General features: G+C 64.3%; 22 protein-coding genes and 2 tRNA genes. 11 read left to right on the top strand and 13 right to left on the bottom strand.

What is annotated here, in order from left to right; translation table 11 throughout:
• The first annotated feature begins 107 nt into the window (after positions 1 to 107).
• Both KH389_RS20225 and KH389_RS20220 read left to right on the top strand, forming a co-directional pair.
• Positions 108 to 1250, top strand: a complete 1143-nt coding sequence (locus KH389_RS20225; RefSeq protein WP_058541019.1) for a TDT family transporter — start codon at positions 108 to 110, stop codon at positions 1248 to 1250.
• 168 nt (positions 1251 to 1418) lie between these two features.
• Positions 1419 to 3293, top strand: coding sequence for an MFS transporter (locus KH389_RS20220; RefSeq protein WP_043860015.1), 1875 nt, complete (start codon positions 1419 to 1421; stop codon positions 3291 to 3293).
• Between the two features lie 14 nt (positions 3294 to 3307).
• Here the strand turns inward: KH389_RS20220 and sugE are convergent, their stop codons facing one another.
• The 3 genes from sugE to rdgC form a co-directional block, all read right to left on the bottom strand.
• Positions 3308 to 3625, bottom strand: a complete 318-nt coding sequence (gene sugE, locus KH389_RS20215) for a quaternary ammonium compound efflux SMR transporter SugE (RefSeq protein WP_043860016.1) — start codon at positions 3623 to 3625, stop codon at positions 3308 to 3310.
• A gap of 117 nt (positions 3626 to 3742) precedes the next feature.
• On the bottom strand, positions 3743 to 4705 hold the full coding sequence (locus tag KH389_RS20210) for a bile acid:sodium symporter family protein (RefSeq protein ID WP_043860017.1): 963 nt from the start codon (positions 4703 to 4705) through the stop codon (positions 3743 to 3745).
• A gap of 141 nt (positions 4706 to 4846) precedes the next feature.
• Entirely contained in the window at positions 4847 to 5767 is a 921-nt protein-coding gene (rdgC, locus tag KH389_RS20205; RefSeq protein WP_043860018.1) for a recombination-associated protein RdgC, read from the bottom strand.
• A gap of 159 nt (positions 5768 to 5926) precedes the next feature.
• On the opposite strand from rdgC, the gene KH389_RS20200 reads away from it, so the two are divergent.
• Together KH389_RS20200 and KH389_RS20195 are read left to right on the top strand one after the other, a co-directional pair.
• Positions 5927 to 6002: transfer RNA gene (locus KH389_RS20200), tRNA-Val, on the top strand.
• Between the two features lie 16 nt (positions 6003 to 6018).
• Positions 6019 to 6095: transfer RNA gene (locus KH389_RS20195), tRNA-Asp, on the top strand.
• Between the two features lie 162 nt (positions 6096 to 6257).
• Here the strand turns inward: KH389_RS20195 and KH389_RS20190 are convergent.
• From KH389_RS20190 to KH389_RS20180, 3 genes are all read right to left on the bottom strand, one after another.
• On the bottom strand, positions 6258 to 8723 hold the full coding sequence (locus tag KH389_RS20190; protein ID WP_043860019.1) for a TonB-dependent siderophore receptor: 2466 nt from the start codon (positions 8721 to 8723) through the stop codon (positions 6258 to 6260).
• Between the two features lie 108 nt (positions 8724 to 8831).
• Positions 8832 to 9794, bottom strand: coding sequence for a FecR family protein (locus KH389_RS20185; protein WP_043860020.1), 963 nt, complete (start codon positions 9792 to 9794; stop codon positions 8832 to 8834).
• Positions 9795 to 9838: 44 nt separating this feature from the next.
• The gene (locus tag KH389_RS20180) at positions 9839 to 10363 is read right to left on the bottom strand and encodes a sigma-70 family RNA polymerase sigma factor (RefSeq protein ID WP_043860021.1); all 525 of its coding nucleotides are present in this window, start codon (positions 10361 to 10363) and stop codon (positions 9839 to 9841) included.
• A gap of 206 nt (positions 10364 to 10569) precedes the next feature.
• Between KH389_RS20180 and KH389_RS20175 the strand changes: the two genes are divergently transcribed.
• The gene (locus KH389_RS20175; RefSeq protein ID WP_054914674.1) at positions 10570 to 12261 is read left to right on the top strand and encodes a molecular chaperone HscC; all 1692 of its coding nucleotides are present in this window, start codon (positions 10570 to 10572) and stop codon (positions 12259 to 12261) included.
• Here the strand turns inward: KH389_RS20175 and KH389_RS20170 are convergent.
• The 4 genes from KH389_RS20170 to KH389_RS20155 all read right to left on the bottom strand — a co-directional run bounded on the left by KH389_RS20170 (position 12258) and on the right by KH389_RS20155 (position 17209).
• Positions 12258 to 14972, bottom strand: coding sequence for a J domain-containing protein (locus KH389_RS20170; protein WP_213606126.1), 2715 nt, complete (start codon positions 14970 to 14972; stop codon positions 12258 to 12260). The two genes, KH389_RS20175 and KH389_RS20170, sit on opposite strands and share 4 nt — an antisense overlap.
• Positions 14969 to 15661, bottom strand: a complete 693-nt coding sequence (locus KH389_RS20165) for a DUF1266 domain-containing protein (protein ID WP_043860023.1) — start codon at positions 15659 to 15661, stop codon at positions 14969 to 14971. The genes KH389_RS20170 and KH389_RS20165 overlap by 4 nt, the downstream gene beginning before the upstream one ends.
• A gap of 565 nt (positions 15662 to 16226) precedes the next feature.
• Entirely contained in the window at positions 16227 to 17009 is a 783-nt protein-coding gene (gene map / locus KH389_RS20160) for a type I methionyl aminopeptidase (RefSeq protein ID WP_043859969.1), read from the bottom strand.
• Entirely contained in the window at positions 17006 to 17209 is a 204-nt protein-coding gene (locus KH389_RS20155) for a ParD-like family protein (protein WP_043859970.1), read from the bottom strand. The genes map and KH389_RS20155 overlap by 4 nt, the downstream gene beginning before the upstream one ends.
• Positions 17210 to 17311: 102 nt before the next feature.
• Here KH389_RS20155 and pcaQ point away from each other — a divergent pair, with 102 nt between their 5' ends.
• From pcaQ to KH389_RS20130, 5 genes are all read left to right on the top strand, one after another.
• Positions 17312 to 18244, top strand: coding sequence for a pca operon transcription factor PcaQ (gene pcaQ / locus KH389_RS20150; protein WP_213606124.1), 933 nt, complete (start codon positions 17312 to 17314; stop codon positions 18242 to 18244).
• Positions 18245 to 18432: 188 nt separating this feature from the next.
• Complete coding sequence (locus KH389_RS20145; RefSeq protein ID WP_054914671.1) at positions 18433 to 19155, top strand: BamJ family beta-barrel-assembly machinery protein; 723 nt, start codon at positions 18433 to 18435, stop codon at positions 19153 to 19155.
• A gap of 276 nt (positions 19156 to 19431) precedes the next feature.
• Positions 19432 to 19872: a YkvA family protein gene (locus KH389_RS20140; RefSeq protein ID WP_213606122.1), complete on the top strand. Its 441-nt coding sequence runs from the start codon at positions 19432 to 19434 to the stop codon at positions 19870 to 19872.
• Between the two features lie 99 nt (positions 19873 to 19971).
• On the top strand, positions 19972 to 20319 hold the full coding sequence (locus KH389_RS20135) for a helix-turn-helix domain-containing protein (RefSeq protein ID WP_054914670.1): 348 nt from the start codon (positions 19972 to 19974) through the stop codon (positions 20317 to 20319).
• Positions 20316 to 20684 carry a hypothetical protein gene (locus KH389_RS20130; RefSeq protein WP_043859975.1) on the top strand — a complete coding sequence of 123 codons (369 nt, stop codon included), beginning with the start codon at positions 20316 to 20318 and terminating at the stop codon, positions 20682 to 20684. The genes KH389_RS20135 and KH389_RS20130 overlap by 4 nt, the downstream gene beginning before the upstream one ends.
• Here the strand turns inward: KH389_RS20130 and KH389_RS20125 are convergent.
• Both KH389_RS20125 and KH389_RS20120 read right to left on the bottom strand, forming a co-directional pair.
• Positions 20666 to 22441 (bottom strand): GGDEF domain-containing protein, encoded by a 1776-nt coding sequence (locus KH389_RS20125; RefSeq protein WP_213606120.1) that lies wholly within the window; start codon positions 22439 to 22441, stop codon positions 20666 to 20668. The two genes, KH389_RS20130 and KH389_RS20125, sit on opposite strands and share 19 nt — an antisense overlap.
• 123 nt (positions 22442 to 22564) lie before the next feature.
• The gene (locus KH389_RS20120) at positions 22565 to 24646 is read right to left on the bottom strand and encodes a carboxy terminal-processing peptidase (RefSeq protein ID WP_213606118.1); all 2082 of its coding nucleotides are present in this window, start codon (positions 24644 to 24646) and stop codon (positions 22565 to 22567) included.
• Positions 24647 to 24785: 139 nt separating this feature from the next.
• On the opposite strand from KH389_RS20120, the gene KH389_RS20115 reads away from it, so the two are divergent.
• Positions 24786 to 25748 (top strand): NAD(P)H-quinone oxidoreductase, encoded by a 963-nt coding sequence (locus KH389_RS20115; protein ID WP_043859978.1) that lies wholly within the window; start codon positions 24786 to 24788, stop codon positions 25746 to 25748.
• Between the two features lie 59 nt (positions 25749 to 25807).
• Here KH389_RS20115 and KH389_RS20110 read toward each other — a convergent pair whose 3' ends face one another.
• A complete protein-coding gene (locus KH389_RS20110) occupies positions 25808 to 26461 on the bottom strand; it encodes an HAD family hydrolase (protein ID WP_043859979.1) in 654 nt (217 codons plus the stop codon).
• Positions 26462 to 26483 lie beyond the last annotated feature (22 nt).

Below are 26483 nucleotides of genomic sequence, written 5' to 3'. Positions count from 1 at the left end.
TATATATAGGTAAAACAGATAACAGTTAGAGAAACTACCCGTTATATCGATATTCCATAGGGTTGTAACATCGATTTCACCTCACCGGAGGACAGGAGACCGACACCATGACCTGCACCAAGATAGCCCACCCCTTGCGCCCGCTGAGCCGCCTGGCTCACCCGCGCGAGGTGATCCGACAGTTCACCCCCAACTGGTTCGCCGCGACCATGGGCACCGGCGTGCTGGCGCTGGCGCTGCGGCAGGCGGTGCCGGGGTTGTCGGGTATGGCCGAGGCGCTGTGGCTGCTGACCATTGGCCTGTTCGTGCTGTTCAGCGTGCTCTACACCGCGCGCTGGGTGATGTTCTTCGATGAGGCGCGGCGGATTTTCGCGCATTCCACGGTCTCGATGTTTTTCGGCACCATCCCCATGGGCCTGGCGACCATTCTCAATGGGGCGCTGGTATTCGGAGTCGAGCGGTGGGGCACGGGGGTGCTGCCGTGGGTCGAGGCGTTGTGGTGGCTGGACGTGGCCCTGGCGCTGCTGTGCGGGGTGGCGATCCCTTACCTGATGTTCACCCGCCAGGAGCACAGCATCGACCAGATGACCGCGGTATGGCTGCTGCCGGTGGTGGCGGCCGAAGTGGCCGCGGCCAGCGGCGGCCTGCTGGCCCCGCACCTGACGGACGTCCATCGCCAGTTCCAGGTACTGATCACCAGCTATGTGCTGTGGGCGGTGTCGTTGCCGGTGGCGTTCAGCATCCTGACCATCCTCACCCTGCGCATGGCGCTGCACAAGCTGCCCCAGGCGAGCATGGCCGCTTCGAGCTGGCTGGCACTCGGGCCGATCGGCACCGGTGCCCTGGGCATGATGTTGCTGGGCAGTGATGCACCGGCGATCTTCGCTGCCAATGGCCTGGGCAGCCTGGGCGAGATTGCCCGCGGGCTGGGGCTGGTGGCCGGTATCGTGCTGTGGGGCGCGGGGCTGTGGTGGTTGCTCACTGCCGTGTTGATCACGCTGCGCCATCTGCGCGATGGCATGCCGTTCAACCTGGGCTGGTGGGGCTTCACCTTTCCGCTGGGGGTGTATGCCCTGGCCACGTTGAAGCTGGCGGCGTGGCTGCAGTTGGGGTTCTTCACGGTGATGGGCCACGTGCTGGTGGTGGCGCTGGCAGGGCTGTGGCTGGTGGTGGCCAGCCGTACCCTGGCGGGGGCCTGGCGTGGCGAACTGTTCGTGTCGCCGTGCATTGCGGGGTGCACGGGCAAGTGACGATGGTGGCAGTTTCGCCGGCAAGGCCGGCTCCGGCAGGGTTTTGCTGGCGCTAGAAGGCCTTGTCGGCGAAGCGGTTCATGCGGTGGCTTGCATTTACCCGTGCATCTGTGGCTTTTTGCGGGCTGGCTTCCTCCAATAACAAAGCCCCACTCAGGACCCTGGACGATGAGTCACCCCTCACAGTTTGCCCTGCTGCAAAAACGGCGCTTTCTGCCGTTTTTCGTCACCCAGTCGCTGGGGGCGTTCAACGACAACCTGTTCAAGCAATCGCTGATCCTGGCCATTCTCTACAAGCTCAGCCTGGGCGGCGACGGCACGATGCTGGTCAACCTCTGCGCGCTGCTGTTCATCCTGCCGTTCTTCCTGTTCTCGGCCCTGGCCGGCCAGTTCGGCGAAAAGTTCGCCAAGGATGCGCTGATCCGCACCATCAAGCTGGCCGAGATTGTCATCATGGGCGTGGGCGCCGCGGGTTTTCTCTATAACCACCTGTGGATGATGCTGGTGGCGCTTTTCGCCATGGGGACCCATTCGGCGCTGTTCGGCCCGGTCAAGTACTCGATCCTGCCCCAGGCCCTGCGCGAAGAGGAGCTGGTGGGCGGCAACGGCCTGGTGGAGATGGGTACCTTCCTGGCGATCCTGGCCGGCACCATCGGCGCCGGGGTGATGATGTCCAGCACCCACTACGCGCCCATCGTGGCCAGCGCGGTGGTGCTGGTGGCGGTGCTGGGCTACCTGGCCAGCCGCGCAATCCCCCGTGCCGCGGCCTCGTCGCCGCAACTCAAGCTGCAATGGAACATCTTCAGCCAGACCGTCGCGACCCTGCGCATGGGCCTGAAACAGACCCCGGCGGTATCGCGCTCGATCGTGGGCAACTCGTGGTTCTGGTTCGTCGGCGCCATCTACCTCACGCAGATCCCGGCCTATGCCCAAGAGTGGATGCACGGCGACGAAACCGTGGTCACGCTGATTCTCACGCTGTTCTCGGTGGGCATCGCGGTGGGGTCGCTGCTGTGCGAGCGCCTCAGCGGGCGCAAGGTGGAGATCGGCCTGGTGCCGTTCGGCTCGTTCGGCCTGACGGTGTTCGGCCTGCTGTGGTGGTGGCATTCGGGGGATATCCCGGCCGCCGGCGCGCCGTATGACTGGCTCGCCCTGCTGGGCATGAGCAAGGCCTGGTGGATCCTGCTGTCGATCATGGGCCTGGGTGTTTTCGGTGGTTTCTACATCGTGCCGCTGTACGCGCTGATCCAGTCGCGCACCCCCGAAGACGAGCGTGCCCGGGTGATCGCCGCCAACAACATCCTCAATGCACTGTTCATGGTGGTATCGGCCGTGGTCACCATGCTGTTGCTGGGGCTGGCCAAGCTGAGTATCCCGCAGCTGTTTCTGGTGGTGTCGCTGCTCAATATCGCGGTCAACACCTACATCTTCCGCATCGTGCCCGAGTTCAGCATGCGCTTCATGATCTGGCTGCTCAGCCATTCCATGTACCGCGTCGAACACCGCGACCTGGACAAGATCCCGGATGAAGGCGCGGCGCTGTTGGTGTGCAACCACGTGTCGTTCGTCGATGCGCTGCTGATTGCCGGGGCCGTGCGCCGGCCGATCCGCTTTGTCATGTACTACAAGATCTACCGCCTGCCGGTGCTCAATTTCATCTTCCGTACTGCGGGGGCGATCCCGATTGCCGGGCGCAACGAAGACCTGCCGACCTACGAGCGTGCGTTCGAGAAAATTGCCGCCTACCTGGCCGACGGCGAGCTGGTGTGCATCTTCCCGGAAGGAAAGCTGACCTCCGATGGCGAGATCGATGCATTCAAGGGCGGATTGAGCCTGATTCTGGAGCGCACCCCGGTGCCGGTGATTCCGTTGGCGCTGCAGGGCCTGTGGGGGAGTTTCTTCAGCCGTGACCCGGCTAAGGGGTTTTTCCGGCGCCTGTGGTCGCGGGTGACCCTGGTGGCCGGTAGCGCCGTACCGGTGGAAACGGCGCAACCGGCGCTGTTGCGCGAGCGTGTCAGCGAACTACGCGGCACCTGGCGCTAGGCGGGGGGGCGGGGTCAGCTGGCGCTGACCTTGAGCCCCACCAGGCCGATGATGATCAGTGCCACGCTGGCCAGGCGCATCAACGCCATGGATTCGCCAAACAGGATGATCCCGGCGATCACCGTACCCACTGCGCCCACACCGGTCCAGATCGCATAGGCGGTGCCCAGCGGCAGTTCCTTCATGGCAAGGCCGAGCAGGCCGAGGCTGACCGCCATGGCGGCAACCGTGAGCACAGTGGGCAGGGGGCGGGTGAAGCCGTCGGTGTATTTGAGGCCGATGGCCCAGCCGACTTCGAACAGGCCTGCGAAAAACAGGATGATCCAGGACATGCGCAGTACTCCATCTGTTGATGGGGCCGTCCCCGGATCGGTCACGCGGTGCGTCGTGAGGTCGTCCTCACAGTGCGCACTATAGTGCACATTTCCTTGCCGGGGGGCAAGAGGCGGTCAACGCGTGGCGTCGACCGCTGCCGTTTCGGCGACGGGTTCTTCCATGCGCCGGAACCAGGTCGAGAGTAGCGCACCGGAGATGTTGTGCCACACGCTGAACAGCGCGCTGGGCACCGCCGCCAGGGGCGAGAAGTGCGCACTGGCCAGTGCCGCGCCCAGCCCGGAGTTCTGCATGCCGACTTCCAGCGCCAGGGATTTGCGCTGGGCCAGCGGCAGCTTGAACAGCTTGCCGGTGACGTAGCCCAGGGCGAACCCGAAGGTGTTGTGCAGGATCACCACCGCCATGATCAGCAGGCCCGATTCGGCGATCTTGGCCTGGCTGGCCGCCACCACCGCGCACACGATCAGCACGATGCTCACCACCGACACCAGCGGCAGCACCTGCACCGCCAGGTGTACGCGCGGGCCGAGCAGGCGCTGGGCGAGCACGCCGAGCACGATCGGCAGCATCACCAGTTGCAGGATCGACCAGAACATCTCCATGAACGAGACCGGCAGCCAGGCCGAGGCCAGCAGCCAGATCAGCGCGGGGGTCAGCAGCGGGGCGAGCAGGGTGGTGACGGCGGCTATTGCCACGGCCAGGGCCAGGTCGCCCTTGGCCAGCCACGCCATCACATTGGAGGAGGTACCGCTTGGGCAGCAGCCGACCAGGATCACGCCCACGGCGATTTCGGCGGGCAGGTGGAACAGCTGGCACAGCAGCCAGGCCACGCCCGGCATGATCACGAAGTGGGCGACCACGCCCAGGGCCACGCGCCAGGGCTGGCGGAACACGGCGGCGAAGTCTTCGACCTTGAGGGTCAGGCCCATGCCGAACATCACCAGGCCCAGCAGCGGCACGATGGCGACCTTGAGGCCGATGAACCAGGCGGGTTGGAAGAAGGCCAGGAGGGCAAACAGCAGCACCCACCAGGCGAATGTATTGCCGACGAATCGGCTGAGGGCGGCGAGGGCGCGCATGGGGGTGCTCCTTTTTTATTATCGGCGGCCCCATCGCGGGTCAAGCCCGCTCCCACAAGGATTGCAGCGACCCTGTAGGAGCGGGCTTGACCCGCGATGAGGCCCGCAAGGCCTCTATATAGCTATATAGAGAGCAGACGATCAGACCCCCTGCGGGATCTCCTCCCCACCCAGCGCTTCGAACAGCGCCGGCAGGAAGTCGCCGAAGGTCAGCATCATCAGGGTGAAGCTGGCATCGAGCTGGCCAAGGGCCTCTTCGCCGCCGTCTTCCTCGGCCTGGTCCTGCAGCAGCTCTTCGAACTTCAGGCGCTTGATCACCATCTTGTCGTCCAGCACGAACGACAGCTTGTCCTGCCAGGCCAGCGACAGCTGCGTCACCACCTTGCCGGTACCCAGGTGCAGCTGGATCTCGTCGCTGGTCAGGTCCTGGCGCTTGCAGCGTACGATGCCGCCGTCTTCGTGGGTGTCGCGCAGCTCGCACTCGTCCAGCACATAGAAGTCGGGCGCAGCCTTCTGCGACTTGACCCAGTCGGTCAGGGTCGCGCTTGGGGCGATCTTCACGGTCACCGGGCGCACCGGCAACGAGCCCATCACTTCACGCAGGGTCGACAGCAGGTCCTCGGCACGCTTGGCGCTGGCCGAGTTGACCAGGATCAGGCCCTGCTTGGGCGCGATGGCGGCGAAGATCATCGAACGACGGATGAAGGCTCGGGGCAGGAAGGCCTGGATGATCTCGTCCTTGATCTGGTCGCGCTCCTTCTTGTAGACCTTGCGCATCTGCTCGGCTTCGATCTCGTCGATCTTCTCCTTGACCGCGTCACGCACCACGCTGCCGGGCAGGATGCGTTCTTCCTTGCGTGCCGCGATCAGCATGAAGTCGCCACTGACATGCACCAGGGGCGCATCTTCGCCTTTGCCGAAGGGCGCGACGAAACCGTAGGTGGTCAACTCCTGGCTGGCACAGGGGCGCGCCGGCTTGCTGGCCAGTGCGGTTTCCAACGCCTCGGCGTCGAACTGGATGTCCTGGGTAAGGCGGTAGGGCAGCAGGTTTTTGAACCACATGGGGTGCATCTCTCCTCGGTACATAAGGAGGGCATTATTCTCCGAGCGGCGTGTTCAGGCCAAGCCCGCTAAGTCATTGGAAGGCCTGAAAAATAATTTTAAAAAAGTGCTTGCCAGAGTGTGAGGTGCTCCGTAGAATGCGCGCCACACCGAGACGAAGGGTGATTAGCTCAGCCGGGAGAGCATCTGCCTTACAAGCAGAGGGTCGGCGGTTCGATCCCGTCATCACCCACCACTTCTCAGTGTATCGCGCAGCGGTAGTTCAGTCGGTTAGAATACCGGCCTGTCACGCCGGGGGTCGCGGGTTCGAGTCCCGTCCGCTGCGCCATATATTAGCTTCAGGGCCCACTGAACTCCCTGAAGCCACAAACGAAGCGACCTTAGGGTCGCTTTTTTTGTGCCTGGCGTTTGGCCGCGCCTGCCACGCATCCCCTCCAACAACGAAAAAGGCGCCGCTGAGGGCGCCTTTTCCAGACAGCCTCGCGCCGTCTTACCAGTTGTAGGTCACGTCTGCACTCAGGGTGCGGCCTTCGCCGTAATAGCAGTCCAGCCCGCCATTGCAGGCCGCCACGTACTTCTCGTCCGTGAGGTTCTGCAGGTTGGCCTTGAGCTTCACGCCCTTGACGTGCAGCGGCGATTTTTCCAGGTCATAGGACACCATGGCGTCATACACGGTGTAGGACGGAATCTGGAAAGAGTCGCCCACGTAGTCCGAACCGTAGCTGCTGCGCACATAGCGCGCGCCCAGGCCCACACCGAACCCGGCCAGTACGGTGGAAACGTCGAAGTCGTAGTTGACCCACGCCGAAGCGGTCAGCGGTGGCTGCATGGCCAGGGTACGGCCTTCGCGGCCGTCGTTGATGCTGCGCCACTTGATCTGGTTGCGTGATACCGCAGCCAGCACGCTCAGGTTGTCGGTGACATTGACCTTGCCTTCCAGCTCGACACCACGCGAACGCACCGAGCCGCTCTGCACGCTCAGGCTCGGGTCGTCGCGGTCGTTGGTCAGCATGTTGTCCTGGTCGATCTGGTAGGCGGACAGCTGGATGAAACCGTCGATCGACCTGGGCTCGTACTTGATGCCCACTTCATACTGCTTGCCGTTGGTGGGGTCGAAACCCGAACCGTTGGCGTCGACACCGGACAGCGGCAAAAACGACTCGGCGTAACTCACGTAGGGCGTCACACCGTTGTCGAACGAGTAGCCCAGCCCCGCACGCGCGGTGAACTTTTCATCCTTCTGGTTGGTGTGGCCGCCGTTGAGCGGCGTCTTGTTGTCGGTTTCGGCAAAGTCATAGCGGCCGCCCACGGTCAGGAACCATTTGTTCCACAGCAGTTGATCCTGGGCATACAGGCCGGTCTGGGTAATGGTGTTGTCCCAGCGGTAAGGCTGGGTGAAAGTGAACTTGCTGCCGTAGACCGGCTTGTACAGGTCGATGCCCGGGCCGCGACGGTCGTATCGGCCGAGGAACTCGGAGTTGAAGTGGTAGTAGTCCACCCCCAGCAGCAGGGTGTGGTCCAGCTCGCCGGTCTTGAACTTGGCCTGGGCGGTGCTATCGATGCCGTAGACCCGGTTGTGCTGCGCCCAGTCCACCCCGAAGCGGTCTGCCTGGTAGCTGAAGTCGTTGGCGCCGGTGACCGGGTTGGGGCCGAATGAATAGCCGTGCAGTGGCGCGACGTAGCGGTCGTCGAGGTCGGCGTAGCGTGCGTTCTGCTTGAGGGTCCAGGTGTCGTTGAGCTCGTGGGCGATCTCGTAGCCGACCACGAACTGCTCGCGGTCATATTTGTTCAGGCCCGGCTCGCCGATGAACAGGCTGCGGCTGATGCGCCCGTTGGCGGTGCTGTACACCGTGCCCTTGGCCGGCAGGCCCTGGGCTTCCGGGGTGTCGCGGTCTTTCTGGTACTGGCCGAACACCGTGACGGTGGTGCGCTCGTTGGCCAGCCAGGTCAGGCTGGGCGCCAGCAGCATGCGGTTCTGGTCGGCATAGTCGATCTGCGAGTTGCTGTCGTTGACCACGCCGGTCAGGCGATAGAGGAACTGACCCTGATCGTCGATCGGGCCACCGAGGTCGAAGGCCCCGTACTTGCGGTCGTAGCTGCCGCCACCGATGACCACTTCATGCAGCGGCGTGGCGGTGGGGCGCTTGCTCACCATGTTGACGATGCCGCCCGGCTGGTTCTGGCCATACAGCACCGACGCCGGGCCCTTGAGCACTTCGATGCGCTCCAGGGTGTAGGGGTCGATCTGCAGCGAGCCACCCGTGCTGCCGCCGCTGTAGGGCAGGTGCAGGCCGTCCAGGTACAGCGGGGTGGGGGAGAAGCCGCGGGAGGTGGGTTCATCGAACACCTTCACCCGGTCGGCGAAGCCGCCACCGGTCATGCCGGCGGTGTAGCGCAGGGCCTCGGTGACCGACTGGGCGCCGCGCATCTTCACTTCGTCCTGGGTGATGACGTTGATCGTCTGCGGGATCTCGCTCAGGGCCGTGTCGGTCTTGGAGCCGGTGGCGCTGCGCTTGGCCACGATCCCGTCGACCGGGCCGTAGGCCGATTCGGTTGCGCGGCTGTCGATGTTGGTGGCGCCCAGCACCACGGACGCATCGGCGGCAGGCAGTTTTTCCAGCACCAGGGTCTGACCGTCCAGCAACTGCCAGGTATGGCCGCTGCCCTGCAGCAACCGGTCCAGGGCCTGGGCCAGGGTAAAGGCACCCTGCAGGGCCGGACCGGACCGGCCAGCCAGGTCGCTGGAGTTGAACACCAGACGTACGTTGGCCTGGTCGGCCAGTTGAGTGAGCATCCGGTCCAGCGCCTGGGGCGCCAGGTTCAGGGTCAGGCGCGTGGTGGTTTCGGCTGCGTGGGCCAGCGGCAGGGTCAGCGGCACCCCGCCACCCAGGGTCAGAGCGATGGCCAGCGTCAGGGTACGGCCACTGAACGGAAAAGCGTTGGAAAGCGCCTGCATTGAAATCGTCCGTCATCAAATGTTGGTAAGAAGCGATATTTATGAGAAGTATTCGCGTTCAAACCAACGACGATTCATTGCCGTCAACCTTGCCAACAAAATCCGGATTTATTTTTCTTCGACGCTCTCGCGGTTCATCACCAGGGTCAGCCACGGCAGTTGCACGACCCGCAGCGGTTGGGTGCGCGCCAGGGTACTGAACATCTGGGCACCGTCGTCCAGGTTGAACACCCCGCTCACCGCCGTGCTCGGCAATTGCCCGGTCACCACCAGTGCGCCGGGTACATAGCGCCCGATTTCGCTGACCACCTCGTCGAGTGGGCGTCGATTGAAGATCAGCTTGCCGCGCTGCCATGCCGAATCACTGGTCAGGTCCAGCGGGCGCGTGGAGGACGGTGGCAGGCCCTGGGCATAGTCCAGTTGCTGGGCCGGTTCCAGGCGCGCGCTCTGGCCACCGGACGTTACCTGCACCACGCCCTCGCTGACGCCGACCCGCACCTGCTGTTCGAGCAGGTTCACGTCGAACCGGGTGCCCAGTGCCTGGGCCGTGCCTGCGGCGGCATGCACCACGAATGGACGCGCCGGGTTCTTGCTGACCTGGAAAAGCGCCTCGCCCTTGATCAGGTCGATATCGCGACGCGTGGACGAATAGCGCACCGACAGTGCGCTGGCGCTGTTGAGCCAGACCTCGCTGCCGTCCTCCAGCACCAGGTGCCTGCGTTCGCCGACGGCGGTCGACTGGTCGGCCATGTACACCTTCATTGGCTGCCCCAACTGGGTCACGGCCAGCACCGCCAGCCCGGCGGCCAGCGCAGCCCATCGCAAGGGTTTTGCACGGCGTTGGGGCGCTGGCGGCACGAAGGATTGCGCGGTGGCCGTCTGTGCTACCCCGTGCCACATCTGCTCGGCCAGCCGCGCCGCCGCTTCGTGCGCCGGGCTGCGCTGTCGCCACTGGCGAAACGCGGCATGATCCGACTCGCTGGCATTCCCCGACATCAGCATCACCCACTGCTCGATGGCCTGATCCTCCAGCTCGACAGGGGATGGTTGGGAAGGGTTGGGTCTAGTCATGATGAGGGGCTGCTGAAACCTTCAGAGGGGGCGTACCGGGCATTCTAAATAGATTCCGACTGTCGTAGCCAATCGCGGCAGTGCCGCATGGCTTGCACAATGTACTTACCCACCGTGCTTTCGGACACGTCCAGGCGCACGGCTATCTGTGCATGGGTCAAGCCTTCGAGGCGATTGAGCAGCAGTGCCAGGCGCGCCTTGCTGGGCAACTGGGCCAGGCTGCGGTCCAGTTGTTCGATCGCTTCGGCAGCCAGGAACTGCTTCTCGGGGGAGGCGAGGGGGTCGCAGACGTCCAGGTTGTCACTGACGTCGTCATGCAGCGCCGAGCGTCGCTGTTCCTGGCGCAGGCGGTCGATGGCAAGGTTGCTGGCAACGCGAAAGACAAAGGCACGCGGTTCGAGAATCTGCGCCGTATCGGACAGGCTGGCCAGTCGCAGGTAGGTGTCCTGGGCCACGTCCGCGGCCTTTTCCACATTGCCCATGCGCCGTGCAAGAAACGCCAGAAGGTCGGCGTAATGCTCCTGGAATGCGCTGACCAGCGGGTTGACGGCGGAGGTTGGGGTGGACATCCATTGTGCTCGTGCGACGTAATGCGCAAGCTTATCTCAAATGAGAATGACTATCATAGATATGTTTTTTTACAGGTCAGGCCTTTTTCGCCGTGTGTGCATTCGTTGTTTGTCGAGGTGGGGGGTTCAGTTAAAGTAGGGCGCCTTTCAGCAGGCCGGGCGAGCTCCGGCCGCTGGCCGATGACGACCACTGCCAGAGACCTCATATGCAGGATGCAACCCCCGCCGCCGCGCCCTTGCTGGGCATTGACCTGGGCACCACCAACAGCCTGATCGCCGTATGGCAGCAAGGCCGTGCCCAACTGATCCCGAATGCCCTTGGCGAGGTGCTTACCCCCTCGGTGGTCAGTATCGATGACGACGGCAGCATCCTGGTGGGGCGCGCCGCCCGTTCGCGATTGACCACCCACCCCGATCGCAGCGTCGCGGCATTCAAGCGTTTCATGGGCAGCGAAAAGCGACTGGAGCTGGGCGGGCAGGCATTCAGCCCCGAAGAGCTCTCGGCCCTGGTGCTGGGCTCGCTGAAGCACGACGCCGAGGCCTTTCTGGGCTGCGCGGTGCACGAGGCGGTGATTTCGGTGCCGGCCTATTTCAGCGATGAACAGCGCAAGCGCACCGTGTTCGCCGCCGAGCTGGCGGGCCTCAAGGTGCAGCGCCTGATCAACGAACCGACCGCCGCCGCCATGGCCTACGGCCTGCACGAGCAGAAATTCGAGCGCACCCTCATCTTCGACCTGGGGGGCGGTACCTTCGACGTCACTGTGCTCGAATACGCCCTGCCGCTGATCGAGGTGCATGCTTCCACCGGCGACAACTTTCTTGGCGGCGAAGACTTCACCGAAGCGCTGCTGCAGGCCTGCCTGAAGGATTGGGGCATGACCCTGTCCAGCGTCGAACCGCAGGCGCTGGCGAGCCTGTACGACAGCATAGAACTGCTCAAGTGCAAGCTGGGCGAAGGCCCGCAGACGGTCTACTGGAAGGGTGCCGGCGAGCCCCGCGAGTGGACCCTGGACGAGCTGGGCGCGCAGACGATCTGGGAGCCGCTGCTGGGACGGGTGCGCGCGCCCATCGAGCAGGCACTGCGCGACGCGCGGCTGAGCCCGCGCGACCTCGACAGCCTGGTGCTGGTGGGCGGTGCCACGCGCATGCCGGTGGTGCAGCAGATGGTGGCCAAGCTGTTCGGCCGCCTGCCGTACCGCCACCTCGACCCCGACACCATCGTCGCCCTGGGCGCTGCCAGCCAGGCGGCCTGCAAGGCCCGCGACTCGGCCATCGAAGAGCTGATCCTGACCGACGTATGCCCCTACACCCTGGGCATCGAGACCACCCGCGGCGCCAACATCAGCGGGGTATTCTCGCCGATCATCGAGCGCAACACGGTGATACCGACCTCGCGGGTGCAGCGCTTCTACACCTCCCACGAACAGCAGAAGACCATCAACGTCGAGGTCTACCAGGGTGAGCGGCCGTGGGTGCGTGACAACATCTTCATCGACAGCTTCGTCGTCGAGCTGACCCCGATGGACAAGATCCAGTCACTGGACATCCGCTTCAGCTACGACATCAACGGCCTGCTCGAAGTCGACGTGACCCTGGTGGACACCGGCAAGCGCCACAGCCACAGCATCGACCGCAGCCCCACCGGGCTGGATGAAGAGGCGCGCCAGAACAGCCATCAGCGCCTGGCCGGGCTGAAGATCCACCCGCGCGATGCATTGCCCAACCGAACCCTGACGGCGCGCCTGGAGCGCGCCTGGATGCAGTGCCTGGGCGATGAGCGCGAGCAGATCGGCACTTGGCTGAGCGACTTCAGCCAGGTGCTGGCCACCCAGCAGTCCAGCCTGATCGCCAGCCAGCGCCAGCAGTTGAACGAGGCGCTGGACGCACTCAACCTCTAGCCGATCAGGCGCCGCAGCACAGCCTGCAGCCCGCCGCTGAGGGCGTCGGGGTCATGATGCTCCGGCGACACGCCCCAGCGGTTGGGCAGCACGTCGCCGGGCATCACCACCAGCACCAGCGGCAGGAACGGCAGCGCTACCGACAGCGCAGCCAGCAGCACCATCACCACGATCCCGTGGCCAATGTCGTGCAGCCGGCGCAGGCAGGTGCCGAACAGCAGGGCCAGGCCCAGGCCGATCTTGACCATGGCCTCGGGCGCATCGCTGGAGGTGATGGCAAGCACCAGGGTGACGAAGAACCACAACATCAGCTGGCCGACGAATGCGCCACGGCCCAGGCGCGTGTTCCAGCGCCAGAAGGCCCAGGGCGATACTGGCTGAAGATCGGCCTGGGCCAGCAGCAGGCGCTCGCACCAGGACAACACCGCGGTCAGCGCAAAGCGCAGGCCGATACCGGTGCTGGGGTCATCCTTGGCCTTTTGCAGCTGCTTGAGCACCTTGAGGCGCGGTACGCCGACACGGCCGTAGCGGATCAGGCCCTTGAGCGTATCCATGACCTGGTAGAACACCGCGCTGTCCATGCCGTAGGCATCGAGTTTCTCGCGCGGCGGCCGGCTCGGCTCGCCCTTGATCAGGCCGCTGCGAAAGGCTTCGAACCACGGCTCTTCACTGGAGATGTCGGCCATGGTGCGCAGCAGCACGCGGTGCTGTTCGGCATCCAGTGCCGGGTCGTGGTAGAGCACCGCCCAGAACAGCATCATGCCCAGCAGGTCGTCGGCGAAGGCCTCTTCGTCCTTCTGGTAGCTGGCCAGCAACGCCAGCGTGCTGGGCAGGCGCGCACTGCTCAGGGCCTGGTCCGGCGCGGGCAGGCTGTCGGCAATGGCTTTTTGCAGCGGGTCGCGGCTGTCCAGCCAGCCCAGCAGCCCATCGAGGTTGCCTTGTTCCTGCAGCAGGTTCAGCAGCAGGGTATGGACCTTTGCCAACGGATGGCCGGGTGGGCACTGCAGGGTGTCGAGCATGCTCGGCGTCACCAGCGCCAGCCAGCGTTGTGGCGCCTGGGCCAGGGCCAGCATGAACAGTGCCTGGCGGTGCCAGTGCCACAACTCGGCGCCGGCCGGGGCGGGAGGCAGCACCACGCCTGCGGCGCCCAGCTCGCATTGCATCTCCAGGCCGAACGGTACCGGCATCATGGCGCGCGGGCTGAAGGTCTCGTGCAGGCGGGCCAGGGTGCGCCCGTCGTAGGCGCGCAGGCGGCGCAGCCAGTCGCGGCACAGGGTGGTGGCGCCGTCCTTGAGCACGTCGGGCAGTTGTGGGTGCGGCGAGTTGCTGTTCAGGAACGCCTGGATCGCCAGGGGGATCGGCGCCTGTTGCAGCCAGGCCAGTTGCTGTTGGGCCTGGTAGCGCAAGCCGTCGAGGATCAGTTCATCGATCAGGTGGCTGCTTTTAGGTTCGTCGAGCACCTGTTGCAGCAGCGCGGCGTCACCGCAGTGCAGGGCCCAGGCGTGACGGTACAGACGCTGCAGGGCCGGGTCCGGGTGTTCGTCGATCAGGCTGGCGAGCAGTTCCAGCTCACGCTCATCGGTGGCCCGCCAGTCGACGAACTGCCCGGCGATGCCGTCCAGTTCCAGACGCGCGGCCTGGAACCAGCGCGTCAGGGTTTCCGGGCGCTGCGCCGGGCTGCCCAGGGTCTGTTCGTCTTCGCTCAGGTCGTCGGGCCAGGTGCGCACCGGTGCCAGGCGGTCGAAGGCCTGGATCATCAGCGGCAGGCGTTGCGGCTGGTGCGCGGTGCACAGGTCCAGCAGCTCGCGGGCGGCCACCGGGTGGCGGAACTCCAGCCACAGGCGGCTCCAGCACGACAGCGCTTCTTCTTCCTTGCCCAGCAGGCTGGCCTGGCAGGCCAGCTGGTACAGCGCGTCGACATCGTCGGGTTGTAGCGCCTGGCGTTCGACGCACAGCGCGTACAGGCTCGGGCTGGCCACCCCGGCCTGGCCGATCTGCAGCAGCAGGCGTTCGACCAGTGCGGCGTCCGGGGGCAGGGCGACCACGGTGTGTTCCCGGGCGAAAGCGGCCAGTTCGAACAGCGGGCGGTTGTTGTAGAGGTGGTCCAGGCTGCGCAGGTACCACAGGGTTTCCAACTGCGCGGCCGTAGACCAGTCGTTCATCAGGCGCATGTCGAACGGGTCGGGGGCGGCGAAGCGAGCCAGCAGCGTCTCGACTTCCTGGGCCTCCTCGAAGCCCAGGCGCAGCAACTGCTTGTCCCAGGCCAGGCGCTTGGCCAGCACCTGCACGCAGGCATTGGACAGCTGGCCGGCTTCTTCCAGGCGCCACAGCAGCTCCCAGCTTACGTCCTCGAGTTCTTCGAGGGGCAACTGGTCGAGCTCACGCAAGTAGTCCTGCCAGGCATCGACGTTGTAGCGCCGGGCCGGGTCGGCGAGCATGCGGGCGAAGGTGGCGATGACCGGGTGCACGCGGGGCGGGCGCGGCGGGCGTTCTGCGTAGGCCTGTTCTTCGCCGGCGTCCTCGTCGTCTTCGTCGTCTTCGTCATCCGTGCGGGTGGCGAGCTTGAGCGCATGCTCGTAGGCCTGGCGCAGCAGTTGGAAGCCCTGCGGGTCGGTTTCGGGGTGAAACTCCGGCAGGCGGGCGCGGTAGGCGCCGCGGATGACGTCCTGGTCCTTGGTGGGCTCGATGCCCAGCTTTATCCAGCAACTCATGACCAGGTGCCCTCCTCGAGCGAATCGGGCCGGGGCGGGTAGTCCAGCGGCAGGTCCCAGGGCAGGCTGGCGAACAGTGCCTTGCCGCGCTTGAGCATGTTCATGATGATGCAGCGGTTCCAGTGCTCGGCGCCCTGGCGGTCGATACGGTAGGGGTAGACGTCGTCGTCATGGCTGGAGCAGTTCCATAGCGATTTGCCGAACATGTAGCCGGCGATGTAGGTGTCCCAGCTGTTGTAGAAGTGGCGTGCGCGCAGGGCCAGGCGGCTGTGCAGCCAGAGGCTTTCGGGCTCGGTGATCAGGTTCTCGAACACCCCGGCGCGCAGCAGGTAGCCCATGCGGCCCAGGTCCCAGGCGCGGGTGCCGCCGAAGCCGCAATCGGCATAGGTGCGTGCGGCAAATTCATAGTTGGCGCGCTCGCGCGGGCCCAGCTCGTCAAGCAGTGCCTGCCATTGGCTGGGTTGGCGGCGAGGGTATTGCCAGTAGGCGTCGTTGAGTTTTTCGGCGTGGCCGGTGTCGGCCATGCGCAGCATGTCGAGCAGCTCGCGGCGGTTGTTGATGCCCCACCATTTTTTCAGGTCCAGGTCCCCTTCGGCTTCGAAGTAACGGGGGGAGGTGAGGCTGGCGCCGTTGAGGGCGGCCATGGGGGCAGAAAGGGCGTACAGCCAGTGCTGTTCAATTTCTTCCATGAATAGAAGGCTCCGGGGTCGACGGGGAATGGGCGGGGTCGACCGTAATGGCGCGGATTGTAGAGAGGCGGGGCGGGTGGGGCAATTGGATCCAGATTTTTTCGGCAGTGGTGTCTACCGGTGCTGATTTTCTTGCTCTTGCTCTTGCGGTTGCTGTTGCTTTGCTTTTGATCTTTCCGTCCTTCAGGAGGCCGAATGGAGCCTGCGTGTAGTGGGGTGTAGGGCCATGGATGGCCCGGAAAGTGCCGACGGGCAGGGATGCCCGTACGGTGCGGCCCCACGGAGCGTGGGTGGAATGAGGGGACCCGTAGCGAAGCGTAGGGCCGGATGCTGGACGGAGCGGTTTTGCTTACTTTTTCCAAGAAAAAAGTAAGCCGCTGTAAGAGCGGAAGGGGCCTTCGGCGTCTCTGTCCATGCTGGATAAGCTCGCTAACCTTACAACCGTCGCTCCCCGGGAAGGGGGCCGAGAGATTATCCGGCACGGGCGGTGATCCAAGCGCCCCACAAGCCCCCCCTGAAGAACCGGAACATCAAAAGCACGATCACCAGTGCGATGGTGAGCCAGTCACCCGACCATGCCCCGCTCTTCCTCACGCAAGGTCAACACCTCGACCCCCTGCGCCGTCACTGCCACCGTATGCTCCCACTGTGCCGACAGGCTGCGGTCCCGGGTGATCACCGTCCACCCGTCCTTGAGCGTACGCACCCCACGCCCACCTTGGTTGATCATCGGCTCGATGGTGAACACCATGCCCGGCTTGAGCACCAGCCCGCTGTTGCGGTGTCCGTAGTGCAGCACCTGCGGCGCCTCGTGCATCTGCCTGCCGATGCCGTGCCCGCAGTACTCACGCACCACGTTGTAACCCGCGCCCTCGGCAAGCCGCTGTATCGCATGCCCCACATCACCCAGCGTGGCCCCGGGCCGCACCTGGCGAATGCCCGCCCACAATGCGGCATAGGTGGTATCGACCAATTGCCGCGCCTCGTCGGCAATGGCGCCCACCGCATACATCTTCGACGAGTCGGCAATGTAACCACCCTGTTCCAGGGTGATGTCCACATTGATGATCGACCCCGCCTTCAGCACCTCGTCGGCACTTGGCACGCCGTGGCACACCACATGGTCGACGGAGGTGTTGAGCGAATACTTGAACCCGTACTGCCCCTTGCTGGCCGGACGCGCCTTGAGCACATCGACGATGTACGCCTCGGCACGGTCGTTGATCTGCAAGGTGCTGACCCCTGGCGCGACAAAGCCGTCCAGGTGCTCGAACACCCGCGTCAGCAATTGCCCGGCGGTACGCATCAAGGCCAGTTGCTGCGGGTTCTTCAGGATCACCTCGCTCATGCGATCAGCTCCCTGAGGCTGGCCTGCTCCTGGCGCAGCAACTGGCGCAACAGTTCCTGGTAGGTCATGTGCGGGTTGAGCTCGGCCAGCATGCCGATGCGAATCCAGTACTCGGCCTGCGCGTTGATCGAGCGCGACACCGCGCCGCTGGCAATGCGCAGGTCTTCATGCAGCGCGTCATCGATCTTGACGATACCCATGGCAATACTCACTCTGTATACGAAGCGTATATATAGCATATAGCTGGTGTGTTGTTCGAGGCCGGCGCCGCAAAGGGGCTGCGGTTGCGATAAACTCCGGCCATGAACCTCGATACCCGCATCAAGTTCCGCCACCTGCTGTGCTTTCTCGAAATCGCCCGTCAAGGCAGTTTCGCCAAGGCCGCCGACGCCGTGGCCATCAGCCAGCCGGCGATTTCCAAGACCCTCAAGGAGCTCGAAGAACTGCTGCAGACGCGATTGTTCGAGCGCGGCAAGCAGGGTGTCGAGCTGACTGCGGCCGGGGTGCGCTTCATGCGCTACGCCGGCCCGTGCGTACAGGCCCTGCGCGAAGGGGTGAGTACCCTGCGCGGCGAGGAACACGCGCCGCCGCAGGTGAAGATCGGTGTGCTCTCGACCGTCGAAAGCCTGCTCATCCCCGAAGTGATCTGCCGCCTGCACCAGCGCCACCCTGCCCTGGTGGTCAGCGTCGCCACCGGCCCCAGTGCGCACCTGCTGGCGCAGCTGCATGTGGGGGAGCTGGACCTGGTGATCGGGCGCATGACCGACAGCCCGCAGATCCAGGGCCTGCTGTTCGAGCACCTGTACAGCGAGTCGATGTCGCTGGTGGTGCGCCCCGGCCACCCGTTGCTGGCACGCAGCCCGATCGAGCGCAACCAGGTGGCCCAGTACCCGCTGGTACTGCCCCTGGCCGGCACCACCATTCGCAAGCATGCCGACAGCCTGTTCGTGCAATGCGCCATCGAACAACCGCAGCAACGTCTGGAAACGCTTTCCCCGGCACTGAGCCGGCGCTATGTGCTGGGCAGCGATGCGGTGTGGGTGGCCCCGCGTGATGCGGTGCGGGTCGACCTGCAGCGGGGCGAGCTGTGCGAGCTCGACCTGGGCGTGCGCGAACCCGGTGGCTCGGTGGGTATCTGCAGCAATGCCGCGCTGCCACAGGCCCTGCCGGCCCAGTGGTTGTGCCAGGTGCTGCGCGAAGTGGCGGGGCAGTACCGCGAAGGACACTACCCGTAGATTTCATCCAGATCCGGGGCGTTGGCTGCAATACTGGCCACTGGCTTATCGGCTGCATGAAGAAGCCTTCACCTGGCTGAACTTCTCGACCTTTTGTCGCTCTCATGCCGGTAGCCATTGGTCGTGGCCGCCTGATAAGCTCGCGGCTTTACTCGATTGCCCTTTTGGCGCATGAACAAGGAAATAGCATGAAACAGCATCGGTTGGCGGCTGCGGTTGCCCTGGTTAGCCTGGTACTGGCGGGTTGCGATTCGCAGACCAGCGTCGAGCTGAAGACCCCGGCACAGAAAGCTTCCTACGGTATCGGCCTGAACATGGGCAAGAGCCTGGCACAGGAAGGCATGGACGATCTCGACTCCAAGGCCGTGGCCCAGGGCATCGAGGACGCTGTCGGCAAGAAGGAACAGAAGATCAAGGACGAAGACCTGGTCGAAGCCTTCGCCGCGCTGCAGAAGCGTGCTGAAGAACGCCTGGTCAAGATGAGCGAAGAGTCGGCCGCCGCCGGCAAGAAGTTCCTTGAAGAAAACGGCAAGAAGGACGGCGTGGTCACCACCGCGTCGGGCCTGCAGTACCAGATCGTGAAGAAGGCCGAAGGCGCCCAGCCCAAGCCTACCGACGTGGTCACTGTTCACTACGAAGGCAAGCTGATCGACGGCAAGGTGTTCGACAGCTCCGTCGAGCGCGGCAGCCCGATCGACCTGCCGGTCAGCGGCGTGATTCCGGGTTGGGTCGAAGGCCTGCAACTGATGCACGTGGGCGAGAAGGTCAAGCTGTTCATCCCGGCTGACCTGGCCTATGGCGCACAGAGCCCTAGCCCGATGATCCCGGCCAACTCCGTACTGGTGTTCGATCTGGAACTGATCGCCATCAAGGACCCGGCCAAGGCAGCAGAAGACGCTGCTGAGAAGTAAGCGTCCCGCTGTGTGCACAACGCCCCGTCTCGACGGGGCGTTGTCGTTTATGGATCGGGCTGAACCGTGGGAGCGATCTGACGTCACACCTTGGTGGCATGCGCAACTGTGACGGCTTTCGCAAAGTGACCGCGTAATGAAACAGGTGTGTAAAAAACGCCCGATTTGACCCAGGCCCTTGCCTGGCGGGCACGCCGAGCCTGAAAATGGCCTCTGTTCACAAGGTTATCCACAAATACTGTGGATAACCTTCCCGGCCCTGCCGTTGGAGGTGGTATGAAAGCACCCTGGAATTTTGCCCGTTTCCTGCCGCTGGCCGAGCGCCTGTTGAGCCGGGGGCGCCTGCCAGCGCTGATCTTCGCCGTGGCGCGCAAGGGCCCGAGCCTGGGCAAGCTCAAGGATGACGTACGCCAGCTGCAGGCGCTGTGCGTGGCGTGGTGGCGTGGCGAGTACCGAGCCATCAGCTCAAGGGCGCTACTGACCATCGTCGCCGGCCTGCTGTACTTTGTCAGCCCGCTGGACGCGATCCCGGACTGGCTGCCCGGCATCGGCCTGCTCGACGATCTCGCCGTACTGGCCTGGGTGCTGAAGACGTTCGACAGCGAGCTGGCGGCTTTTCGCGCCTGGCGCAATCGTCAGTCTCCCGAGAAACTGCGCGTGGTCGAGCGCCTGCCCGACACCCCCGAAGCGTTGCGCCTGGAGCAGGGAAAGCGCTAAATCCGGTTACACCCTGCAATACTGCGCCGGCTGGTACTATATTTGGCATAAGCGCTATACCGAGCGATTACATGCGCAGGTTCTTACAAGGGGGTTGTAATGGGTATTCAGGTTATCAGCCGAGACGGTCAACCCGAGTACGCGGTCGTGCCCTGGGAGCACTATCAAGCGTTGTTGAAGGCGGCAGGTCAACCGGCCGCCACGGCGCAGCCGGCAGGCGTCAACGCCAGCGCCGCTGCACCCACGCCGGCCAGCCTGCCCACATTGGGCGAGCTGGCCGCGTTGCGTGAGGCCAAGGGCCTGGCTGCCGAGCAGCTGGCGCGCAAGGTGGGCATCAGTCCGGTGTACCTGGCGCTGATTGAAAGCGGTGAGCGCGAGCCGGATGCCGCGATTCGCCGCAGCCTGGCCTGGGAGCTGGGCGTGGCAGGCTGGAGCGAGCCGTCGTGAGCGGCGTGCGGATCAGCCGTCAGCAATGGGAGGGGCTGCTGGGCGAGCTGGACGTGGCACGCCGGCAACGCCACCTGCTGACCTACCGCGCCTTGCTCGAACGCCTGGAGCTGCCAAGCCCGGCGATGCAGACCCTGACCGCCGCGCTTGAGTACCTGGCGGTGATCGATGCACGCGCCGAGCAGCCACTGCGCAGCTCGCTGGTGATCAGCCAGGGGGCCAGCCGATTGCCACGTACCGGCTTTTTCGAATGCGTCGAGCGCCTGGGGCGGTTTTCCGGGCCATCGGACGGCATGGCCGCAGCATCCTGGCATGCCTCGGAAGTGGTACGGGTGTTCGAGTACAGCTATCCCGAACAGGCCTGAGGCGCCAGCGCCGTATCGATCAGGTACAGGCTGTGCCCGGGCACATCCTTGGCATGGTGCTTGGCCTGGGAGGCGAGGTCGGCCAGTTGGCCGGCATCCAGTTGCGCGCAGGTATGTGCATGCAGTTGCACCACACCGATCGAGAGTGACAGCAACGGGAATTCCTGGCGCAGGCCCACGCGGTTGTGCGCGATGAAGCACCCGGCCTCCAGGTGCTCGGTGCGGTAGAAGCGCCGACAGGCATTCTGAAAGTCGTCCAGCAGCACGTTCAGGCGCTGCTCCCAATCCTTCGAACCCAGTACCAGCATGAAGTCGTCGCCACCGATATGGCCGACGAAGTCCCGGCTGGGGTCGACCCGTTCGCTCAGGCACTGGGCCAGGCTCAACAGCACTTCGTCGCCCTTGGCATAGCCATAGATGTCGTTGAAGGGCTTGAAGCTGTCGATGTCCACATAGCAGATCGCCGCCTCGCGCTGTTGCTGCAGCAAGCGGGTCAGGCATTGCTGGATCGGCACGTTGCCCGGCAACAGGGTCAGCGGGTTGGCATAGCGGGCCTGCTGCAGCTTCTGTTCGGTGATCAGCTTGAGCACGTCGATCACCCGCCCCAGGCCCAGGTAGCGACCGTTCTGGGTAATGATGAAGTCTTCCTCGATGCGCTGGCGCGCGCGGCTGGTCAGCAGGCGGCTGACCTTCTGCAGCGACTGGTTGAGCTCCACCGCCAGAAAGTCCTCGTTCATCAGCCGGCTGATCGGCTTGCGCGCATACAGGTCGGTGGCGAACGGCTTGAGTAGCGCGTCGGACAGCGAATGGCGGTGCACGATGCCGCAGGGGCGCTGGGCATGGTCGAGAACAGCCAGCGAGTTGAGGTTGGCCTGGCGGCGAAACAGCGCCAGTACCTCCAGGGTCGCCGTATCGCCACTCACGGCCGGTTGCTCGTTGAGCAGCGCACTCAGATCGCGGCCGTCCTCACCCAGCACCACCGCGCCACTGTGCGTCGCTGACGGCAGCATGGCGGTAGCGTCGCGGGGCGGTTGCTCCTGCGGCCGGCACAGCAGGTAGCCCTGTACCAGGTCGACCCCCATCTCGGTGAGCACCGCCAGCTCCTCGGCCAGCTCGATGCCCTCGGCAATCACCTTGGCCCGCGACGCCTTGGCGATCTGCAGGATCGAGCCGACGAACTCGCGCTTGACCGCATCCTGGTGAATTCCGTCGATGAAATGCCGGTCGATCTTGACGTAGTCCGGGCGCAGTTCCGACCACAGGCGCAGGCTGGAATAGCCGGCGCCCAGGTCGTCCAGGGCAATCGAAAAGCCCATGTCGCGGTAGTGGTGCAGGGCGTTGAACAGCAGTTGGAAGTCGTCGGTGGGGGTTTGTTCGGTCAACTCGATGACCACCCGGCTGGGTGGGATGCCCAGGCTCTGCAGCAGCTTGAGCGTGCGCCCGGACTGGTATTGCGGCTCGAGCAACGACTCGGGCGACACGTTGAGGAACAGCTTGCCTTCCAGTTGCTGCTGGCTGAAACGCCGGCACGCGCTTTCGCGGCAGGACACCTCCAGTTCGGTCAGGCGGCCGGCATGGCGGGCCACGGCGAACAGGTTGATGGGGGAGTGCAGCGGGCTGTTGGACGGGCCGCGGCTGAGGGCTTCATAACCGAGGATGCGTCGCTCGGACAGGCAGACGATGGGTTGGAACAGGCTGTGCAAGCCGCTTTGAGCCAGGATGGAGCTCAACGCGCTGAGCTGTTCGGTCACGGTCATGGCAGGGCTACCTTGAAAAAAAGGGACTGGGGCCATCGGCGCCCAGTCCCTTATTTCACGACAGAATGATGACTGTTTGATGACCCGAAAAGGGCACCGTCACATTATTTTGCCATTATCGTTTCAGTGCTTGGCCACCGAGGAATTCAGCCCCAGGTAGTCCAGCAGGATGCGCCCGGTTTCGGCGAGGTACGCGTCATCTTCCGGCTTGGTGTCATCCGGCTCGACCGGCAGGGCGTCTTCGTCTTCCTTCTTCAGTTCCTTGAGCGGCTCTTCGCCCTTGGCCTTGCGCCGGATGTTTTCCAGCGCCAGCTGCTTGCCTTCGATGTCGGCATGGCGAGCGCGGCGTTCCACCTCGTTGAGGCTGACGGTCTTCTCGTTCATCAACTGCTGGGTCAGGGCCAGGCGATCGCGAATGTAGACGAACTCCGGGTCCTTGGCGCTGCGGTTTTCGTGGCGTGCCTTGAGTTGCGCAAGGAACGGCTTGAACGGGTCGACGGCCGGCTTGATGGCCGGGCGGATGGTGTCCCACGGCATGGCTTCAGGCAGGGCGCTCTCGCCGATCTCCTTGGTGTCGATGATCGACGGGTAGTCGATGTCCGGCAACACGCCCTGGTGCTGGGTGCTCTGCCCGGAAACCCGGTAGAACTTGGCCAGGGTCAGCTTGAGCTCGCCGTGGTTGAGCGGCTGGATGGTCTGCACGGTGCCTTTGCCGAAGGTCTGGCCACCGATGATCAGGGCACGGTGGTAGTCCTGCATGGCGCCGGCGAAAATCTCCGAGGCCGAAGCCGACAGGCGATTGACCAGCAGCGCCAGCGGGCCCTTGTAGAAGGCACCGGTGTTTTCGTCTTCGAGCACGTCGACACGGCCGTCGGCGTTGCGTACCAGCACGGTGGGGCCCTTGTCGATGAACAGGCTGGTCAGCTCGGTGGCTTCCTGCAGGGAGCCGCCGCCGTTGTTGCGCAGGTCGATGACCACGCCGTCGACCTTTTCCTTCTGCAGTTCGGTGAGCAGTTTCTTCACGTCACGGGTGGTGGACTTGTACTCCGGATCCCCGGCGCGGAACGCCTTGAAGTCGAGGTAGAAGGCCGGGATCTCGATGATGCCCAGCTTGTAGTCGCGTCCGTCCTGCTTGAGCTTGAGCACCGACTTCTTGGCGGCCTGTTCTTCGAGCTTGACCGCTTCGCGGGTGATCGAGACGATCTTGCTGGTCTGGTCGTTAGGCGCGTTGCTGGCCGGGATGACCTCCAGGCGCACCACGGAGCCCTTCGGGCCGCGGATCAGCTTGACCACTTCGTCCAGGCGCCAGCCGATCACGTCGACCATTTCCTTGTCGCCCTGGGCAACGCCGATGATCTTGTCGGCCGGGGCCACCTGCTTGGTCTTGGCGGCAGGGCCAGCCGGCACCAGGCGCACGATCTTGACCTGGTCGTTGTCGCTTTGCAGCACCGCGCCGATACCTTCGAGCGACAGGCTCATGTTGATGTCGAAGTTCTCGGCGTTGTCCGGCGACAGGTAGTTGGTGTGCGGGTCGTACGACTGGGCGAAGGTGTTGATGTAGGCCTGGAAGATATCTTCGGCGCGGGTCTGGTCCAGGCGCGCGAGCTGGTTCTTGTAGCGCTTGCTCAGCAGTTCCTGGATGGCCTTGGGTTCCTTGCCGGCGATCTTCAGGCGCAGCACCTCGTCCTTGACGCGTTTGCGCCACAGGTCGTCGAGCTCGGCCTGGTTCTGCAGCCACGGAGCGTCCTTGCGGTCGACCAGCAGGGTTTCCTGGGTGGTGAAGTCGATCTTGTCGACGCCCTTGTTCAGCTCGGCCAGGGCGAAGTCCAGGCGCGATTTCACGCGATCCAGATAACGTTTGTAGATGGTGAAGCCCGGGTCCAGGTTGCCGCTCTTGAGGAAGTCGTCGAACTGCGTCTTCCACTTGTCGAACTCGGCAATATCGCTGGCCATGAAGTAACTGCGCGAGGGATCGAGCAGTTTGATGTAACTGTCGTAGATGATGACCGAGCGCGCATCATTGAGTGGCGGCTTGCTGTAGTGGTGGCGCTTGAGCAACTCGACCACGTTCAGGCTGGCGACCACTTCATCGCGGTCTGGTTGCAACTTGTCCCAACTGTTGGCGGCCGAAGCGGCGCCGGCCAGCGGCAAGCTGCCAAGGCCGATCATCAGGGCGAGGGCAGTGCTGGGCAGGAGATGCTTCATGCTGATTCGACGTAGGGGCAATTGATCACGCATATTAGGCCGTCTTTGAATTCGCCGGTTCCATGGAGCCGGACGCATAATGCAAAAAGCCTGGTGCCAAGGCAGCCAGGCTCAGTCATGACTCAACTATGGAGGCACTGTGAAGGCATTGCAAGGCGTTGACGGACATGTGGAGTGGGTTGAGACGACAAGTCCAACTTGCGATGTAGGTCAAGTACGCATCCGCGTGGCAGCGGCCGGGCTCAATCGCGCCGACCTGTTGCAGCGTGCCGGATTGTACCCGCCGCCACCGGGCGCCAGCGAGTTCCTGGGCCTGGAATGTGCCGGGGTGATCAGCGAAGTGGGAGCCGGGGTGTCCTGGCAGGTGGGCGACCGGGTATGCGCACTGCTGGCCGGTGGCGGCATGGCCGAAGAGGTGGTGGTCGATGCGCGCCACGTGCTGCCGGTGCCCGAGGGCCTGAGCCTGCAGCAGGCGGCTGCGATCCCGGAGGTATACGCCACGGCCTGGCTCAACCTGTTCCAGCTGGGCGGCCTCAAGCCGGGCGAGAAGGTGTTGCTGCACGCCGGCGCCAGCGGCGTGGGGTCGGCGGCCATCCAGCTGTGCAAGGCCTTCGGCAGCCCCAGCTGGGTCAGCGTGGGCTCGGCCGAGCGGCTGGCCTATTGTCAGGCGCTGGGCGCCAGCGGTGGCGTGGTGCGCGGTGACGATATAGAGGCGCTGAACGACTTCGCCCCGTTCGATGTGATCCTGGACCCGGTGGGGGCCAACTATGCGGCGCTCAACCTCAAGCTGCTGGCCCGAGACGGGCGCTGGGTGATCATCGGCCTGATGGGCGGGCGCAAGGCCGAGCTGGACCTGGCCCAGGTACTGGCCAAGCGGGTGCAGGTGACCGGCTCGACCCTGCGCAATCGCGATGACCAGTTCAAGGCCGACCTGCTCAGTGACCTGGGCCAACAGGTGTGGCCGCTGTTCGCCGAAGGGCGCTTGAAGCCGCAACTGGTAGGCAGCTATGCGGTGAAGGACGCCGAGGCGGCGTATGCCGAACTGGCGGGCAACCAGGTATCGGGCAAGTTGGTGCTGGTGATCGACGACAGCCTGGTATAGGGCCCTGTTCGCCGGCAAGGCCGACTCCTGCAGGAGCCGACCTTGCCGGCGAACTTTTTTCAGGCCCAGGCCAGAATCGGCCAGCCATTCTTCTCGGCATGCTCGCGCAGCACCGGGTCCGGGTTTACCACATACGGGTGGTCAACCTTCAGCAGCAACGGCAGGTCATTGCGCGAATCGGAATAGAAGCTTGCGCCTTCCAGGTTCTCTTCCTGCTGGTCCAGCCACTCCAGCAAGCGGGTGATCTTGCCTTCGCGGTAGGTCAGGGTGCCCACGGTCTTGCCGGTGTAGAACCCTTTTTCCACTTCCAGCTCGATGCCCAGGTACTCGTCGATCCCCAGGCGCGCGGCAATCGGTCCCACCAGATGCACACCCGAGGCCGAGATCACCAGAATTCGATCCCCCGCCTTGCGGTGCTCGGCAATGGTGCGGGTGGCCTCACTGAAGATGATCGGCTCGATGAAGTCTTCCACCCACGGCTCGACCAGATGATCGACTTCCTCTGGTGTGCGCCCGATCAGCGGCTCCAGGCTGAACGCCATGTAGTCTTCCATCGCCAGGTGCCCCTTGCCGTAGGCCTCCATCAGCTCACGGTCCCTGCGCAGGAACGACTCACCGTCCACCCAGCCCAGGCGCACCATCTGCTCGCTCCACAGCGAGGCGCAGTCGCCGTGGATCAGGGTTTCATCCAGATCGAAAATCGCTAAAGCCATAACAACAAAACTCCTGTTCGGC

Origin of the sequence: Pseudomonas qingdaonensis, from assembly GCF_018398475.1 — a bacterium.
In the GTDB taxonomy this organism is placed as follows: Bacteria; Pseudomonadota; Gammaproteobacteria; order Pseudomonadales; family Pseudomonadaceae; genus Aquipseudomonas; species Aquipseudomonas palmensis.
Note: the sequence above shows the minus strand (reverse complement) of the source record. Positions and strands in the feature narration are given on the sequence as shown.

Excerpts from the sequence above, each read along its gene's own strand:
- KH389_RS20225 (WP_058541019.1), top strand. The coding sequence starts at position 108 with ATGACCTGCACCAAGATAGCCCACCCCTTGCGCCCGCTGAGCCGCCTG.
- KH389_RS20220 (WP_043860015.1), top strand. The coding sequence starts at position 1,419 with ATGAGTCACCCCTCACAGTTTGCCCTGCTGCAAAAACGGCGCTTTCTG.
- sugE (WP_043860016.1), bottom strand. The coding sequence starts at position 3,625 with ATGTCCTGGATCATCCTGTTTTTCGCAGGCCTGTTCGAAGTCGGCTGG.
- KH389_RS20210 (WP_043860017.1), bottom strand. The coding sequence starts at position 4,705 with ATGCGCGCCCTCGCCGCCCTCAGCCGATTCGTCGGCAATACATTCGCC.
- rdgC (WP_043860018.1), bottom strand. The coding sequence starts at position 5,767 with ATGTGGTTCAAAAACCTGCTGCCCTACCGCCTTACCCAGGACATCCAG.
- KH389_RS20190 (WP_043860019.1), bottom strand. The coding sequence starts at position 8,723 with ATGCAGGCGCTTTCCAACGCTTTTCCGTTCAGTGGCCGTACCCTGACG.
- KH389_RS20185 (WP_043860020.1), bottom strand. The coding sequence starts at position 9,794 with ATGACTAGACCCAACCCTTCCCAACCATCCCCTGTCGAGCTGGAGGAT.
- KH389_RS20180 (WP_043860021.1), bottom strand. The coding sequence starts at position 10,363 with ATGTCCACCCCAACCTCCGCCGTCAACCCGCTGGTCAGCGCATTCCAG.
- KH389_RS20175 (WP_054914674.1), top strand. The coding sequence starts at position 10,570 with ATGCAGGATGCAACCCCCGCCGCCGCGCCCTTGCTGGGCATTGACCTG.
- KH389_RS20170 (WP_213606126.1), bottom strand. The coding sequence starts at position 14,972 with ATGAGTTGCTGGATAAAGCTGGGCATCGAGCCCACCAAGGACCAGGAC.
- KH389_RS20165 (WP_043860023.1), bottom strand. The coding sequence starts at position 15,661 with ATGGAAGAAATTGAACAGCACTGGCTGTACGCCCTTTCTGCCCCCATG.
- map (WP_043859969.1), bottom strand. The coding sequence starts at position 17,009 with ATGAGCGAGGTGATCCTGAAGAACCCGCAGCAACTGGCCTTGATGCGT.
- KH389_RS20155 (WP_043859970.1), bottom strand. The coding sequence starts at position 17,209 with ATGGGTATCGTCAAGATCGATGACGCGCTGCATGAAGACCTGCGCATT.
- pcaQ (WP_213606124.1), top strand. The coding sequence starts at position 17,312 with ATGAACCTCGATACCCGCATCAAGTTCCGCCACCTGCTGTGCTTTCTC.
- KH389_RS20145 (WP_054914671.1), top strand. The coding sequence starts at position 18,433 with ATGAAACAGCATCGGTTGGCGGCTGCGGTTGCCCTGGTTAGCCTGGTA.
- KH389_RS20140 (WP_213606122.1), top strand. The coding sequence starts at position 19,432 with ATGAAAGCACCCTGGAATTTTGCCCGTTTCCTGCCGCTGGCCGAGCGC.
- KH389_RS20135 (WP_054914670.1), top strand. The coding sequence starts at position 19,972 with ATGGGTATTCAGGTTATCAGCCGAGACGGTCAACCCGAGTACGCGGTC.
- KH389_RS20125 (WP_213606120.1), bottom strand. The coding sequence starts at position 22,441 with ATGACCGTGACCGAACAGCTCAGCGCGTTGAGCTCCATCCTGGCTCAA.
- KH389_RS20120 (WP_213606118.1), bottom strand. The coding sequence starts at position 24,646 with ATGAAGCATCTCCTGCCCAGCACTGCCCTCGCCCTGATGATCGGCCTT.
- KH389_RS20110 (WP_043859979.1), bottom strand. The coding sequence starts at position 26,461 with ATGGCTTTAGCGATTTTCGATCTGGATGAAACCCTGATCCACGGCGAC.